Below are 14,650 nucleotides of genomic sequence, written 5' to 3'. Positions count from 1 at the left end.
GCCGCCGTGTCCCAACCGCTCGCGGGCCAGACCATCGCCGCTGACAGCAGCAACGGCAACGCACCCACCGTCCGCCGACGCCTCGCGGCGCTGCTCTACGAAGCGCTGATCCTGTTCGGCGTAGTGTTCGTCGCCGGCTATCTGTTCAGCACGCTGACGCAGCAGCGCAACGGCCTGACTCATCACAACCTGCTGGCCGCGTGGATCGGCCTCGTGCTCGGCCTGTACTTCGTCTGGTTCTGGACTCATAGCGGCCAGACCTTACCCATGAAAACCTGGCGTCTGCGCGTGGTCGCCGCCGATGGCGCGCCGCTCTCCACCGGCCGCGCCATTGCCCGCTACGCGCTTGCGTGGCTGTGGTTTTTTGCCGCCGCTGGCGCTGCATCCGCTGCTCGGACTCAAGCTGCCGCAGACGCTGATGATCGCCGGCATCTGGTTCCTGCTGTGGGCGGCCACCGGCCGTTTCGATCCGCAGCGCCAATTCCTGCACGACCGCCTCGCCGGCACGCGAGTCGTCAGCGTCTTGCGCTGACCCGCGCCGGGTTCCCGGTCGGGATGTCACCCGCCTGTCGGGCCGCCGTCACGCCAGGCACATCATGCCGTTCGCGGCCGTGCCGACCGGCCGGCTAATTCGCTTTGCTGTCGGGCCGCCACAACACTGGGCGCCGCGCCGGTGGCAGTCGTGCTGATCTTTCGATCATCACCCCATAGCCAGTCACCACGCCGCGCGAGCTACGCCCAGCGCGGTCATCACTCTTTCCGCTCCCCGCCTCCCCGCCCCGCAGTAATAAGAACTTCTCATGACTGTCACGGCACAGTCACGCACACCCGGCCCAATACGGGCACCGCAACTCGACGCGTGAGCCATGGACCCCAAAACGTCCGCGACTTCCCTGTTCCGCCAGACCGGCCCGAGCGTCGACCCCGTCGCGTTCCGCCCGGAACCCAACCCTAGTCACGGCTTGCCGTTGCCCGTGGCGCCACTGCCGCTCGACGCCCATACCGGCCAGCACGACGACGATCACGCCGAGCCGCATCGCTACCGCACCATCTGGCTGTCCGACATCCATCTCGGCTCGAGCGGCTGCCAGGCGCCCTATCTGCTCGACTTCCTGCGTCACAACGAGTCGGAGTATCTGTATCTCGTGGGCGACATCATCGACGGCTGGCAGTTGAAGAAAGGCTGGTACTGGCCGCAGGCTCACAACGACGTCGTGCAGAAGGTGCTGCGCAAGGCGCGCAAAGGCACGCAAGTGATCTACGTGCCCGGCAATCACGACGAAGCCGCGCGCCAGTTCTGCGACCTCGCGTTCGGCGACATCCACGTGCGCGGCGAGGCGTTTCACACCACGCTCGCCGGCAAGCGTCTGTGGATCGTGCATGGCGATCTGTTCGACGGCGTGATCCAGCACGCCAAGTGGCTCGCCTATCTCGGCGACACGCTCTACACCATGATCCTGATCCTGAACCGCTGGTTCAACCGGATCCGCAGCCGGCTCGGTTTTCCGTACTGGTCGCTGTCCCAGTACCTCAAGCATCAGGTGAAGAACGCGGTGAATTTCATCTCCTCGTTCGAACGCGTGATGACCGACGAAGCGCGCCGCCGCGGCTGCGACGGCGTGGTCTGCGGGCATATTCATAAAGCCGAGATACGCGATATCGACGGCGTCCTGTATTGCAACGACGGCGACTGGGTCGAAAGTCTGTCGGCCCTCGTCGAGACGTACGAGGGCGAACTCAAGGTGATCTACTGGACCGTGATGCGCTCCCCGGAAGTGGGCGTGCAAAAGGCCCGGGCAACCGCGTAGTCCCTGCTTGTTAACTTCTCTATTGGGCCGAAACCGATGAAGATCATGATCGTCACCGACGCATGGGAACCGCAGGTCAATGGCGTCGTGCGCACGCTGAAAAACACCACGCGCGAACTCAGCGCGCTCGGCCATCACGTCGATCTGCTGACGCCGCTCGAATTCAAGACGATCCCTTGCCCGACGTATCCGGAGATCCGCCTCTCGCTGCTGCCGCGCCGCAAACTGCGCGAGCGTATCGACGCCTTCTCGCCCGACGCGTTGCACATCGCCACCGAAGGTCCGCTCGGCATGGCCGCGCGCGCCTACGCAATCCAGCACAAGCTGCCGTTCACCACCGCGTATCACACGCGTTTTCCGGAGTATGTGCAGGCGCGCTTCGGCATTCCGCTCGCCGCGACCTACAAGTTCCTGCACTGGTTTCACAAGCCGTCACTGGCCGTGATGGCGCCCACGCCGGTCGTCAAGAGCGACCTCGAAAAATTCGGTTTCACCAACGTCGTGCTGTGGACGCGCGGCGTCGACCTGGACATCTTTCACCAGATGGACTCGAAGGTGCTCAATAGCGCGCGGCCGATCTTTCTGTACGTGGGACGCGTGGCCGTCGAGAAAAACGTCGAGGCCTTTCTGAAGCTCGATCTGCCCGGTTCGAAGTGGGTTGCCGGAGAAGGTCCGGCACTGGCCGAACTGAAGTCGCGCTATCCGCAAGTGAATTATCTGGGCGTGCTGACCCAGGCCGAGTTGGCGAAGGTCTATGCGGCGGCAGACGTCTTCGTGTTCCCGAGCCGCACCGACACATTCGGACTCGTGCTGCTCGAAGCGCTCGCCTGCGGCACGCCGGTCGCGGCGTATCCCGTCACCGGTCCGATCGATGTACTCGGCGACGGCGGCGCGGGCGCGATGCATGAAGACCTGCGCGAAGCCTGCCTCGAAGCCTTGAAGATCGATCGCAATCATGCGCGCGCGTGGGCCGAACGCTTTTCGTGGGCGGCGGCCTCCGAGCAATTCGCCGCGCATCTGAAACCGCTGCCGCGCGCCTCGTATCGCGAGGAAAGCGCCGCCGCGTGATGCGGCGTGCCGAGCCGTCCATGCGAACCAGACCATCCACCGTGGGGCGCGCGTCGAACGGCGCGCTGCGTGCCGTCGAAACCAGCAACGCCAACGACACCGCGAGCATCGAACCGTTCGACGACGTGAGCGAACCAGGCACGCTGAATCATGCAGATCACGCGCATGGTTCGAACGGCGCGAGCATTGCGAACGGCGCGCAACAGAACGGCACCCAACACGACACGCAGAACGAACCGCTCAGTCCCGACGATCCGCTCGCGCCACTGCCTTTCAATCCCTACAAAGGCAATCGCGGCCTCACCCGCGCCTGGCACGCGATGAAAAATTCGCTCGCCGGCTTTCGCGTCGCGATTCGCGAGGAAAGCGCGTTTCGCCAAGAGCTCACGCTCGCGGCGATCCTGATTCCCTGCGGCGTGCTGGTGCCGGTCGAGCCGGTGTCGCGCGTGTTGCTGCTCGGCTCCGTGCTGCTCGTGTTGATCGTCGAGTTGCTGAATTCGAGCGTGGAAGCGGCCATCGACCGGATTTCACTCGAACGCCACGAACTTTCGCGCCGCGCGAAGGATCTCGGCAGCGCGGCCGTGATGGTCGCGCTGGGCATGTGCCTGATGACGTGGCTGTTGATCGTCGGGCCGCTCGTCGTGCATTGGGTTCAGGCATGGCTGTGAAGCCGCGCCACACGCTGTTTTAGCGCCGTGGAAGCGGGTTCGAGCGACGCGCGAAATGGTCGCGGGAATGAAAACCCTGACTATCCGTTTGAGATTAGAACGCTCGGTTTATAATCGTCCGATACACCAACCGCGTCCGGGCGGATCACGCGAAGAGCGGCACGCCGCCGTGTGCCCCCCGGCGTAACCAGGGCCGGACGACATGGAAGCCAAACCTCCCCGCCGCACGCGCGAACGGATTCTCGAACTGTCGCTGAAACTGTTCAACGAAATCGGCGAGCCGAACGTCACGACGACGACGATCGCCGAGGAAATGGAAATCAGTCCAGGCAACCTGTACTACCACTTCCGCAACAAAGACGACATCATCAACAGCATCTTCAGCCAGTTCGAGCAGGAGATCGAAAAGCGTCTGCGTTTCCCCGAAGACCACCGCGCGACCATCGACGAAATGTGGTCGTATCTGCAGTACATGGTCGATTTCACGTGGCGCTATCGTTTCCTGTATCGCGATCTGAACGATCTGCTGGCGCGCAATCGCACGCTCGAAACGCACTTCAAGCAGATCATCAGCCACAAGGTGCGTTTTGCAAGCCAGTTCTGCGAACAGCTCGTGGCCGACGGCGAAATGGTCGTCACGCCGGAAGAGCTTCATGTGATCGCCACCAACGTCGGCGTGATCGGCACGTACTGGCTCTCGTATCAGTTCGTGATGAATCCGCGCAAATACAACGAGCAGGAAGCGATTCGCGCGGAACTGCATCAGGTGAGCGTGCAGATCGTATCGCTGATGGCGCCTTATCTGCGCGGCCGCTCACGGCAGATTTTCGACGACCTCGTGTCGGGCAAGTTGCCCAAGCGCGAGTTTTACGACTACCTGCCGCCCAAGGAAGGCGCCGCGCCCCGCAACGAACCGAAGGACGTTTGAGCATGAAGTCGGTGTGCGTGTATTGCGGCTCTTCCAACGGAGCCAAACCCTTGTATGCGGAAGCGGCGCGCGCCTTCGGCCGCGCGCTGGTGCAAGCCGATCTTGCACTGGTGTACGGCGGCGGCAAGGTCGGCCTGATGGGCGTGATCGCCGACACGGTGATGGCAGAAGGCGGCCGCGCGATCGGCGTGATTCCCGAGCTGCTGGTCAACAAGGAAGTCGGCCATAACGGCCTGACCGAATTGCATGTGGTGCCCGACATGCATCATCGCAAGAAGATGATGGCCGACCTGTCCGACGCGTTCGTCGCGATGCCTGGCGGCGCGGGCACGCTCGAAGAACTGTTCGAGGTCTACACGTGGGCGCAACTCGGCTATCACCAGAAGGCGGTGGCAGTGCTGAATATCGACGGCTTCTACGATCCGTTGATCAACATGCTTCAGCACACGGTCGACGAAGGCTTCATGCGCCAGACCTATTTCGACATCCTGCAGATCGACGCCGATCCTGTCGCCTTGATCGGCAAGCTGCAACGCTATCAGCCGCCCGTCGCCGACAAGTGGGCGATCAAGCGCGACGCGGTCTGACTTTCCCTTAACGTCGAGGTTGCGATGACGAAAGCCGTTCTGATCACCGGTGGCAGCCGCGGCATTGGCCGCGCGACGGCGCGTTTGCTGGGTGCGCGCGGCTGGTCCGTCGGCGTGAATTACGCGCGCAATCTCGCTGCCGCGCAGGACACCGCCACCGAAGTCGAGCGCGCAGGCGGCCAGGCGTTGACGATTGCGGGCGACGTCGCGAATGAAGCAGACGTGTTCGCAATGTTCGACGCGCTTGAGCAGAAGTTCGGCCGGATCGACGCGCTCGTCAACAACGCCGGCATCGTCGCGCCGTCCAGCCAGCTCGCCGATATGGACGTCGCGCGCCTGAAACGCATGTTCGACGTCAACGTGCTCGGCGCGTATCTCTGCGCGCGCGAAGCCGCACGGCGAATGTCGACGGACCGCGGCGGCGCGGGCGGCGTGATCGTCAACGTGTCGTCGGCGGCTTCGCGTCTCGGTTCACCGAACGAATACGTCGACTACGCCGGCTCGAAAGGCGCCGTCGACACAATGACGCTCGGACTCGCCAAGGAACTCGGCCCGCGCGGCGTGCGCGTGAACGCGGTGCGCCCCGGCCTGATCGACACCGAGATTCATGCGAGCGGCGGCAAACCCGAGCGCGCCGCGCAGCTCGGCGCGACCACGCCGCTGGGCCGCCCCGGCACGGCTGATGAAGTGGCCGAGACCATCGTCTGGTTGTTGAGCGATGCCGCCTCGTATGTGACGGGCGCGCTGCTCGACGTGTCCGGCGGACGCTAGGCGCCCGCCCGCTTCCCGCTTTTCCCGTTATAACCGGCCGCATGCATGCACGAGCGCCCGCTTTGCCTTTCGCGAGTAACGCGAACGAACTGGCGTGATTTGCGTGCTTACCCCAAGGGCCGCGAGAGCGGTGATCGACGAATAGTACCGGCGCCGCGCGCCTAGAACGATGAACCGGGCGTGCGCAGAAAGGCGATTTCCTCAGCCGTCGAGGGACGCCCGAGCGTCGCATTGCGATGCGGAAAGCGCCCGAAACGCTCGACGATTTCCGCGTGCCGCACCGCGAACCGGTAGTACGATTTGCCACCCGGCTCAGCTTCGAGTTGCCTGAATAGACGCAGCGACTCGCGCTGACTTTCGAGCGTTTCATCGTGCTCGAACGGCAGATAGGCGAACGCGCGATGGTGCACGGTGGGCAACTCGCGGTCGGCGCCACTGGCGACGATTTGCCGGGCGACGAGCAATGCCTTCTGATCGGCCGCAAACGCGCGCGCTGTGCCGCGATGACAATTGCGCGAGAACTGATCCAGCACGATGACAAGCGCCAGCGCGCCGAGTGGCGTTTGCATCCAGCTATCGAGGGCGGATTCACGCGCCGCGTCGATCAGCGCACCGAAGCGCTCGCGCAGCATCGCGTCGAAAGCCGCATCGCGTGAAAACCAGACTTTGCGCTCGGTGCCGTATTCCGGCGCGCCCGGTACGCCGAACCAGCAGTCGAGGACCTCGCGCCCTTCCTGAGGCAAGTCAGCGTAGTCCGGCGATGCCGCGCCGGATGCCGAGCCCGACGCGTTAGCCATTCCGGTTGCGCATCCAGTCAGCCGTTTCGAAGAACGAGCCCAGAAGCCGTTCCCTCAGCGGCTCGCTGAGGCCGACGTCTTCCATCGCCCACGCCATGCATCTGAGCCACTGATCGCGCTCGCTCGACGCGATCGCGAACGGCAGATGCCGCGCGCGCAAACGCGGATGACCGAAGCGGCTAATGTAGTGATCGGGTCCGCCTAACCAGCCGCACAGGAACCAGAAGAACTTGTCGCGCGAGCCGTCGAGCGATTCGGGATGCAGCGCGCGGATGCCGGCGAAGTCCGCTTCGAGATCCATCAGGTCGTAAAAGCGGTCGACCAGTTCGCGCACACGCGCTTCGCCGCCCACCAGTTCGAAGGCCGTCGGCTGGGCCGCGGACACTTCGTCGTTCAAATCACTCATACCTGCTCACTAACCGATAAGAAATAATCACGCGTCCCGCAGCGATTGCAGCGCGGGCCGCGCCAGCACATGCCGCAGGCTCAGCCAGCCGCCCACGCCGGCGCACGCGATGCCGGCGGCAACGCCCGCCGGCAACAGCCAGGGATTGAAGCTCAGATAAAACTCGAACACCCGCGTCGCCAGCACGTAGCCGATGGCCTGCGCACCGGCCGCCGCCATCAAGCCCGCCAGCGCGCCCACCGCGACGAATTCGGCGATCTGCACCGCCCGCACCTGTCGATGCGAGGCGCCCAGCGCACGCAGCAGCGCGGATTCTCGCATACGCTCATCGCGCGTGCCGGCGAGCGCCGCGTACAGCACGAGCACGCCCGCCGCCAGCGTGAACGCGAACAGGAATTGCACCGCGCCGATCACCTGCTGCAACACGCGCTGCACCTGCGCGAGAATCGGGCCGGTGTCGATGGCCGTGAGGTTCGGATAGGCGGCGATCAGGCCGTCGACCGTCGACTGTTTTTCCTGCGGCAAATGGAAGCTCGTGATGAACGTCGCCGGGAAATCCTGCAATGCCGCGGGCGGCATCAGCACGAAAAAGTTGACCTTGAACGAACCCCAGTCGAGCTTGCGCACACTCGTGACCGGCGCGTCGATCTGCAAGCCGGTCACGTCGAAACGCAGCATGTCGCCGGGCTTCACGTTGATCAGTTTGGCAAGGCCCTGCTCGATCGAAATCTGCGGCGTTTTCGTGTCGCCGTACCAGGTGCCGGCGGCGAGGCGGTTGTCGTCGGGCAGCTCGGTGGTGTACGACAGATTGAATTCGCGATCCACCAGACGTTTGGCGTCGTCGCCCTTGAATGAATCGGGGTTGACCGGCTTGCCGTTGATCGCCGTAAGCCGTCCGCGCACCATCGGCGCGAGCACCGTGCCGGGCACGCCGTGCGTGCTCAGATACTGCGTGACGGCGTCGCGCTGGTCGGGCTGGATGTCGATGATGAATTCGTTCGGCGCATCGGGCGGCGTCGATTTGCGCCAGCCGGCCACGAGGTCGTTGCGCGTCATCGCGATCAGCAACAGGCACATCAGGCCGATGCCGAGCGCGGTGATCTGCAATGCGCTGGCGCTGCTGCGCCGTTCGAGCGACGCCAGCGCGTAACGCCAGCCGATGCTCGCATTCACGCGCTCGCTGCGCACGACCCGCGCCGCGCCCCACAGCGCCAGCCGGGCGATGCACGCGAACACCAGCATCCCGCCCGCGAACCCGCCCGCAACGATTCCGCCGAGCTTCAACTCGCCCGCCGCGATGATCAGCAGCGCGGCGAATAGCGCGATGCCGAGCGCGTAAGCCGCCCACGCCGTGCGCCCTGCTTCGCCCCACTCGCGGCGCAGCACGCGCACCGGCGGCACGCGCGTGAGCGGCAACAGAGGCGGCAATGCGAAGCCCAGCAGCAGCACGAGGCCGGCCGCGATGCCTTCGAGCGCCGGCCATGCCGTCGGATAGGGAAGCGCGACGTCGATCAGACTGCCGAGCCACGTGAGCAGCGCGAGATGCCCCAGAAAACCGAGCGCCACGCCCAGCGCACCGCCGATCAACCCGAGCCCGACGAATTCGAGCGTGAAGAGCGCACGCAAAGTCGACTGGCTGACGCCGAGGCAACGCATCGCCGCGCAGCCGTCCAGATGACGGCGCATATACCTGTGCGCGGCCATCGCGATCGCCACGGCCGCCAGCAACGCGGTGAGCAGCGAGACGAGCGTGAGGAAGTGGCTCGCGCGATCGAGCGTCTGGCGCACTTGCGGCTGACCGTCCTGCAGCGATTCGAGCGCGACGCCGCGCATCTTGCCGCCGTCCACGCGCTCATGCGCAAATTGCGCGAAACGCTTGACGGACTCGTCCGCGCCGGCGACCAGCAGGCGGTACGTCACGCGGCTGCCGTAGGTGACGAGACCGGTGGACGGCACGTCGTCGGCGCGCAGCATCAGGCGCGGCGAGAAATTGACGAACGAGAAGCCGCGGTCGAGTTCGCGCGTGATCACCGCGCCGATCGTGAAGTTGCGGCCGCCGACTTTCACGCTATCGCCGACATGCACCTTCAACGCGTCGAGCAGCGCCTGATCGACCCACACAACACCCGGCGGCGGAATCGAGCGCGCAGGATGGTCCGCCGCGCCCGGCGCCGACGCAATGCGCAACGCGCCGCGCAGCGGATAACCCGGCGACACCGCCTTGATGGCGGCGAGCCGCGAGACCGGCTGCGCCCCGGTCGAATTGATCATGCTGGGAAAGATCGCCGTGCTGGCGGTATTCAGGCCGAGCGCCCTGGCTTGCCCGGCGAATTGCGGATCGACCGGATGATCGGCCCGCACGATGAAGTCGGCGGCGATCATGCGCCGCGCGTCGCGCTCGAGCCCCTGGTGCAAGCGGTCGGCCAGAAAGCCGACGCTCGACAGCGCCGCGACGGCCAGCACCAACGCCAGCAGAAGCATCGTCAACTCGCCCGCGCGCCAGTCGCGCGACGTCATGCGAATGGACTGGCGCACCAGATCCATGCCACCGAACCGGCGCGTCGTCGTCGGTAACGCTCTGCGCGCGGCGGAACCCCGTACCGTATCGCTCAATCGTGCCTGCTCCTGGCGAAGCGCGACACCATGTGCGTCGCCATACCACGAAAACCGCCCTGCACCCCGCGCCAAAGACGCGGCAACGCCCAGCCGGCCAGCATCAAAAAACCGATCATCAGCACCAGAAACACCAGCGGCACGAACAGCGCGAGCAGCATGCCGCCGAACACGAGCCCGTCTTCAGCGGTGGAGGTCACCACATTCGACACTGGTTCCGGCGACAGATTGATCAATGCGCGCGTGCCGGCCTTGGCGAGGTGCGCCGTGCCGGCGAGCGTGCCGCCCGCGAGCGCGGCCACGGTCAGCAGCGCCGGATCGGCATGGCCGAGCGCACCGGCGGCCAGCACAGCGCCCGCCGGAATACGAATGAAGGTATGGACCGCGTCCCACAGCGAATCGAACGCGGGGATTTTGTCGGCGAGGAATTCGGTGACTGTGAGCACGCCCGCCACGCCGATGACCCACGGCGAGGACAGCGCGGACAGCGTATCGGGGAGATGGACGAGGCCGAGACGGGCGAACACGCCGGCCAGCAGGACTGTCAGATAGAGGCGCAGGCCGCTGCCCCATGAGAGCCCCGCCGCGAGCGAAAGTGATTCAAGCATGGCCGCCTCCAGGCGCGCTGTGCGTGCCGGGCGTTTCGACGGGCCACAAATGGGGCCGCGCATCGAAGTCGTCAGACCCGCGCCAAGCCGGTCGCGCCAAATGGGCCGCGGACAATTTCAGGTTGGATTCGATCTCATTATAGCCACGTTAATTCGCAGAACGCAGAGCGGCGAATAAATGGGCGGCTTTAATGGGGGTGCGTGGAGGTGCGGGCCGGGCGCAGACAGATGGCTGATGACGCCCGGCGGCGGTTTGAAGTGCGGGACTCAGTGCCCGGAAGACAGCTTCAGGCCGATCAATCCGATCACGATCAGCGCCGCGCTGGCGACTCGCGCGACGCTCAGCGCCTCGCCCATCATCACGATCCCGAAGATGAACGCGCCGACCGCGCCGATCCCCGTCCATACCGCGTACGCGGTGCCGAGCGGCAACTGACGCATGGCCATGGCGAGCAGCACAAAGCTGCCGAGCGCCGTCACGATCGTGAACACGGACGGCCAGAGGCGGGTGAAACCTTCGGAGGTTTTGAGACCGGCTGCCCACGCGACTTCGAGCAAACCGGCAATCAACAGAAGAATCCAGGACATAAGACAGCTCCATGGTCAGATGGGGCCGTCCCCGTTTGTGAAACCGCAAGGTCGTCCTTACGATCTGTAATTATACCAACATCGCCCGAGGCCGCCGGCGGCCGCTCGCTGCGGAGACACGCGTGCCGCCGTGGCAAATTGTCGCCGCATGCTCAAATCGCGCCCACCAGCCGGTATCCGACACCCGTCTCCGTGACGATGTGTTCAGGCTGCGCCGGGTCGCGCTCCAGCTTGCCGCGCAGATGCGCCATATAGATGCGCAAATAGTGATGGCTCTCGACATGCGACGGCCCCCACACGTCGCGCAGCAACTGGCGATGCGTCAGCACCCGGCCGGCGTGGCGCACGAGCGTCGCCAGCAGCCGGTATTCGATCGGCGTCAGATGGACCGCCGCGCCATCGCGGCTCACCTGCCGCAAGGCCAGATCGACCATGACCGTGCCGAAGCGCACTTGCGGCGTTTCGTTCGCGCCGCCCTGATTGCGCCGCCGCATGTGCGCGCGAATCCGTGCCAACAATTCGGACACGCCGAACGGCTTGGTGAGATAGTCGTCCGCGCCGGCATCGAGCGCGGCGACTTTCTCGCTTTCCTGGGTGCGCGCCGACAGCACGATCACCGGCAGCTCGCTCCAGCCGCGCAATTCGCGGATCACGTCGAGACCGTCGGTATCAGGCAGGCCGAGATCGACGATCACCAGATCCGGCTTGCGCGTCGCGGCTTCGACGAGACCCTGCTTGCCGGTTTCGGCATCGTGCACGACGATGCCCTCGCCCTCCAGCGCGGTTCGCACAAAGCGGCGAATCTGCTTTTCGTCTTCAATCAGGACGACGGTGATGCTCGGGTCACTCATGACTAGGCTTGGAAAGCGAATTAAGAGTTGAATCGCTGCCGGTGTCGGCGTGGGTCAAGGAATCGGCGCCTTCGTTTTCCAATGCATCGGGTGCGTCGGGCGGTGTTTCCACCGGCAGCGTGAACCAGAAGCGCGCGCCCTCGACACGGCCGTCCGCCGCAACGCGATTGAGCGCGCCGATTGTACCGCCGTGCGCTTCCACGATCGCGCGGCAGATTGCGAGTCCCAGGCCGATGCCCGGCTTGGCCGATTCCTTCTCGCCGCGCGTGAATTTCTCGAACACGCGCGCTTCCATGCCGGCGGGCAGGCCCGGGCCGCCATCGTCGACGCTCACGCGCACGAACGACTTGCCGTCCGCGTCGAGCCGCTGCGCGCCGATCGTCAGCGGCGTGGCCGGCGCGGTGTATTTGGCGGCGTTCTCGAAGAGGTTGGAGAAGAGGCGCTCCATCAGCACGGCGTCGAGGTGCAAGAGCGGCAGATCGGCGGGCAGTTTCACCTGCACCGGATGATCCGCCAGCACGCGTTTGCACGCGCGCAGCGCGGCGCCTACCGTCTCTTCCAGCAGCGTCCATTGCTGGTTCAGTTGCAGACTGCCTGCCTGCAAGCGCGCCATGTCGAGCAGATTCGTGACAATGCCGGTCATGCGCAGCGCTTCCTCGTGAATCGCTTCGACCAACTCGCGGTTGGGCTGCGACTCGGGCGCTTGCTCCAGCATCGACGAAAAACCGACGATGGTCGTCAACGGTGTGCGCAGATCGTGCGAGATCGCCGACAACAACGAGTTGCGCAAGCGCTCCGACTCCATGCTGACGAGCGCATCGCGGGCGATATCGACGTAATGCACCCGCTCCAGCGCCAACGCGATCTGCGCGGCGAACGCGTCGAGCATGCGCTGCTGCTCGGGCACGTCGAGCTCGCCTTCGTTGCGCATCACCACAGCGAGCACGCCGCGCGTGCGCATCGGCGCCTTCAGCGGCAGGTAGAGCGCGGCGGCGGCCGGCAGCGTGTCGGTGCCGTGGCCGGCCGGCTTCTGCTGATCGTAGACCCATTGGCCGACATCGCTATCGAGCATCTCGCCTTCGAGCGTGATCGCCGCGTCGGGATCCTCGATCTTCTGCTTCACCTGATCGGCGCTGTCCGGCAACAGAATCGCCACGCGCGCGCCGAACACCTCGCTCACATGACGGCTGCCGATACCGACGATCTGTTCCATGGTCAGCGCCGCGGCCAGTTCGCGCGCCATCGCGTACATCGCGCCGGTGCGCTGCTCGCGGCGCCGCGCCACGCTCGCCTCGCGGCGCAGGCTCGAGGTGAGATGGCTGATCACCAGCGAGGTCAGCAGCATGCCGAAGAAGGTCAGCAGATATTGCGTATCGGAGACCGACAGCGACATGCGCGGCGGCACGAAGAAGAAATCGAACGCGGCCACGCTCATGAACGACAGCAGCACGCCGGGCCCGCGCCCCAGCTTCACCGCCGCGAAGATCACGCCGAGCAGATACAGCATGACGAGATTGGTCAGATCGATATGGTCGATCAACTGGCTCGCCAGCAGCGTGATGGCCGCGCAGATCAACAGCGCGAAGCCGTAGGCGCGCGGCGGCGAGCGGCGCTCGCGCGCCGCGCTCAGCGCCTCGCGCCATGCGTTCGCCGTCGTGTTCAACAGATGCCGATGCTCGCCGCCGTCGCGCTCGGACGAGGCGCGAATCAACGTGAGATCGAGATCGCCCGCCTTTTCGGCGATCCGTTCGCCGAGCGGACGACGCAGCCAGCGCCTCAGGCCCGTGCGTGCCGACGCGCCGGCCACCAGCTTCGACACGTTGCGCGCCTGCGCATAGCCGATCAACGCGACAGCCGCGTCGGCGGCCGCGAGCGTGGCGGTTTCGGCGCCGAGTTCCGCGGCGAGCTTCAACGCATTGAGCGTGCGTTCGCGGCGCGCATCCGGCAGACGCTGCAAGGCCGGCGTTTCCACATAGACGGCGATCCAGTCGGCCTTCAGGCTGGCCGCGAGGCGCGCCGCCGCGCGCACCAGCATCGGTGCTTCCGGGCCGGGGCCGACGCACACCAGCAAGCGCTCGCGCGCCTGCCAGATGCGCTGAATCGAACGGTCAGCGCGGTACTCGTGCATTTGCGCATCGACGCGATCCGCGGTACGGCGCAACGCCAGCTCGCGCAGCGCGATCAGATTGCCTTTGCGAAAGAAGTTGCGCACCGCGCGCTCGGCCTGCTGCGGCATATACACCTTGCCGTCGCGCATCCGGTCGAGCAATTCCTCGGCGGGCAAATCGACCAGTGTGACTTCGTCGGCACGGTCGAACACGCGGTCCGGCACCGTCTCCCAGACCCGAATGCCGGTGATCTGACCGACCACGTCGTTCAGACTTTCGAGGTGCTGGACATTGACCGTCGTATAGACGTCGATGCCCGCGTCGAGCAGCTCATACACGTCCTGCCAGCGCTTCAGATGCCGCGCGCCCTGCACGTTCGAATGCGCGAGTTCGTCGACGAGAATCAGCGCCGGCTTGCGGGCCAGCGCGGCGTCGAGATCGAACTCGTTGAGCTTGCGGCCGCGATATTCGATATGCGCGAGCGGCAGTACGTCGAGACCGTCGAGCAGCGCCGCGGTTTCAGTGCGCCCATGCGTTTCGGCAATGCCGACCACCACGTCCGCGCCTTCGTCATGACGGCGGCGCGCGGTCTGCAACATCGCATAGGTTTTGCCGACGCCCGCCGACGCGCCGAAAAAAATCTTCAGCCTGCCTCGCTGACGTTTTTCTTCGTCGCGTTGCAGCTTGTCGAGCAACTCATCGGGATCGGGGCGGTTCATGCTCAATGGTTTTCATCGTTGGACGAGCGTCGGTGTATGCATGGTGGCACGGCGTCGGCGCGGCCGCAAATAGCGGGCACTGTTGCGTCTATTGCGTCGCGCCGTCAAAAGGCAAAGGCGGAGTCGCGCG

General features: G+C 65.3%; 13 protein-coding genes and 1 pseudogene. 7 read left to right on the top strand and 7 right to left on the bottom strand.

The window, feature by feature from the left end; genetic code table 11:
• The first annotated feature begins 6 nt into the window (after nucleotides 1–6).
• From B0G81_RS31100 to B0G81_RS31070, 7 genes and pseudogenes are all read left to right on the top strand, one after another.
• Nucleotides 7–532, top strand: a pseudogene (locus B0G81_RS31100) (RDD family protein).
• A 334-nt stretch (nucleotides 533–866) separates the two neighbouring features.
• Complete coding sequence (locus tag B0G81_RS31095; RefSeq protein WP_106280338.1) at nucleotides 867–1,808, top strand: UDP-2,3-diacylglucosamine diphosphatase; 942 nt, start codon at nucleotides 867–869, stop codon at nucleotides 1,806–1,808.
• A gap of 36 nt (nucleotides 1,809–1,844) precedes the next feature.
• Nucleotides 1,845–2,876 (top strand): glycosyltransferase family 1 protein, encoded by a 1,032-nt coding sequence (locus tag B0G81_RS31090; RefSeq protein ID WP_106280336.1) that lies wholly within the window; start codon nucleotides 1,845–1,847, stop codon nucleotides 2,874–2,876.
• A gap of 20 nt (nucleotides 2,877–2,896) precedes the next feature.
• A complete protein-coding gene (locus B0G81_RS31085) occupies nucleotides 2,897–3,544 on the top strand; it encodes a diacylglycerol kinase (protein ID WP_134140683.1) in 648 nt (215 codons plus the stop codon).
• A 202-nt stretch (nucleotides 3,545–3,746) separates the two neighbouring features.
• Entirely contained in the window at nucleotides 3,747–4,472 is a 726-nt protein-coding gene (locus B0G81_RS31080; RefSeq protein WP_106306725.1) for a TetR/AcrR family transcriptional regulator, read from the top strand.
• A gap of 2 nt (nucleotides 4,473–4,474) precedes the next feature.
• Entirely contained in the window at nucleotides 4,475–5,059 is a 585-nt protein-coding gene (locus tag B0G81_RS31075; RefSeq protein ID WP_106280332.1) for a TIGR00730 family Rossman fold protein, read from the top strand.
• A 24-nt stretch (nucleotides 5,060–5,083) separates the two neighbouring features.
• Entirely contained in the window at nucleotides 5,084–5,830 is a 747-nt protein-coding gene (locus B0G81_RS31070) for an SDR family oxidoreductase (protein ID WP_134140680.1), read from the top strand.
• A 161-nt stretch (nucleotides 5,831–5,991) separates the two neighbouring features.
• On the opposite strand, the gene B0G81_RS31065 is transcribed toward B0G81_RS31070, so the two are convergent.
• From B0G81_RS31065 to B0G81_RS31035, 7 genes are all read right to left on the bottom strand, one after another.
• A complete protein-coding gene (locus tag B0G81_RS31065) occupies nucleotides 5,992–6,627 on the bottom strand; it encodes a DUF924 family protein (protein WP_134140676.1) in 636 nt (211 codons plus the stop codon).
• Nucleotides 6,620–7,033 carry a group II truncated hemoglobin gene (locus B0G81_RS31060; protein WP_106280327.1) on the bottom strand — a complete coding sequence of 138 codons (414 nt, stop codon included), beginning with the start codon at nucleotides 7,031–7,033 and terminating at the stop codon, nucleotides 6,620–6,622. Before B0G81_RS31060 ends, B0G81_RS31065 begins: the two co-directional genes overlap by 8 nt.
• Before the next feature lie 27 nt (nucleotides 7,034–7,060).
• Nucleotides 7,061–9,646: an FtsX-like permease family protein gene (locus B0G81_RS31055; protein WP_208328569.1), complete on the bottom strand. Its 2,586-nt coding sequence runs from the start codon at nucleotides 9,644–9,646 to the stop codon at nucleotides 7,061–7,063.
• Nucleotides 9,643–10,254 (bottom strand): DUF4126 domain-containing protein, encoded by a 612-nt coding sequence (locus tag B0G81_RS31050; RefSeq protein ID WP_012432348.1) that lies wholly within the window; start codon nucleotides 10,252–10,254, stop codon nucleotides 9,643–9,645. Before B0G81_RS31050 ends, B0G81_RS31055 begins: the two co-directional genes overlap by 4 nt.
• A gap of 267 nt (nucleotides 10,255–10,521) precedes the next feature.
• The gene (gene sugE, locus B0G81_RS31045; protein ID WP_116119413.1) at nucleotides 10,522–10,842 is read right to left on the bottom strand and encodes a quaternary ammonium compound efflux SMR transporter SugE; all 321 of its coding nucleotides are present in this window, start codon (nucleotides 10,840–10,842) and stop codon (nucleotides 10,522–10,524) included.
• Between the two features lie 152 nt (nucleotides 10,843–10,994).
• Complete coding sequence (gene kdpE / locus B0G81_RS31040) at nucleotides 10,995–11,693, bottom strand: two-component system response regulator KdpE (RefSeq protein WP_106280323.1); 699 nt, start codon at nucleotides 11,691–11,693, stop codon at nucleotides 10,995–10,997.
• Nucleotides 11,686–14,520: a DUF4118 domain-containing protein gene (locus B0G81_RS31035; RefSeq protein ID WP_134140673.1), complete on the bottom strand. Its 2,835-nt coding sequence runs from the start codon at nucleotides 14,518–14,520 to the stop codon at nucleotides 11,686–11,688. The genes kdpE and B0G81_RS31035 overlap by 8 nt, the downstream gene beginning before the upstream one ends.
• Between the last annotated feature and the right edge of the window lie 130 nt (nucleotides 14,521–14,650).

It is taken from the genome of Paraburkholderia sp. BL6665CI2N2 (genome assembly GCF_004366535.1).
Classification (GTDB): domain Bacteria; phylum Pseudomonadota; class Gammaproteobacteria; order Burkholderiales; family Burkholderiaceae; genus Paraburkholderia.
Note: the sequence above shows the minus strand (reverse complement) of the source record. Positions and strands in the feature narration are given on the sequence as shown.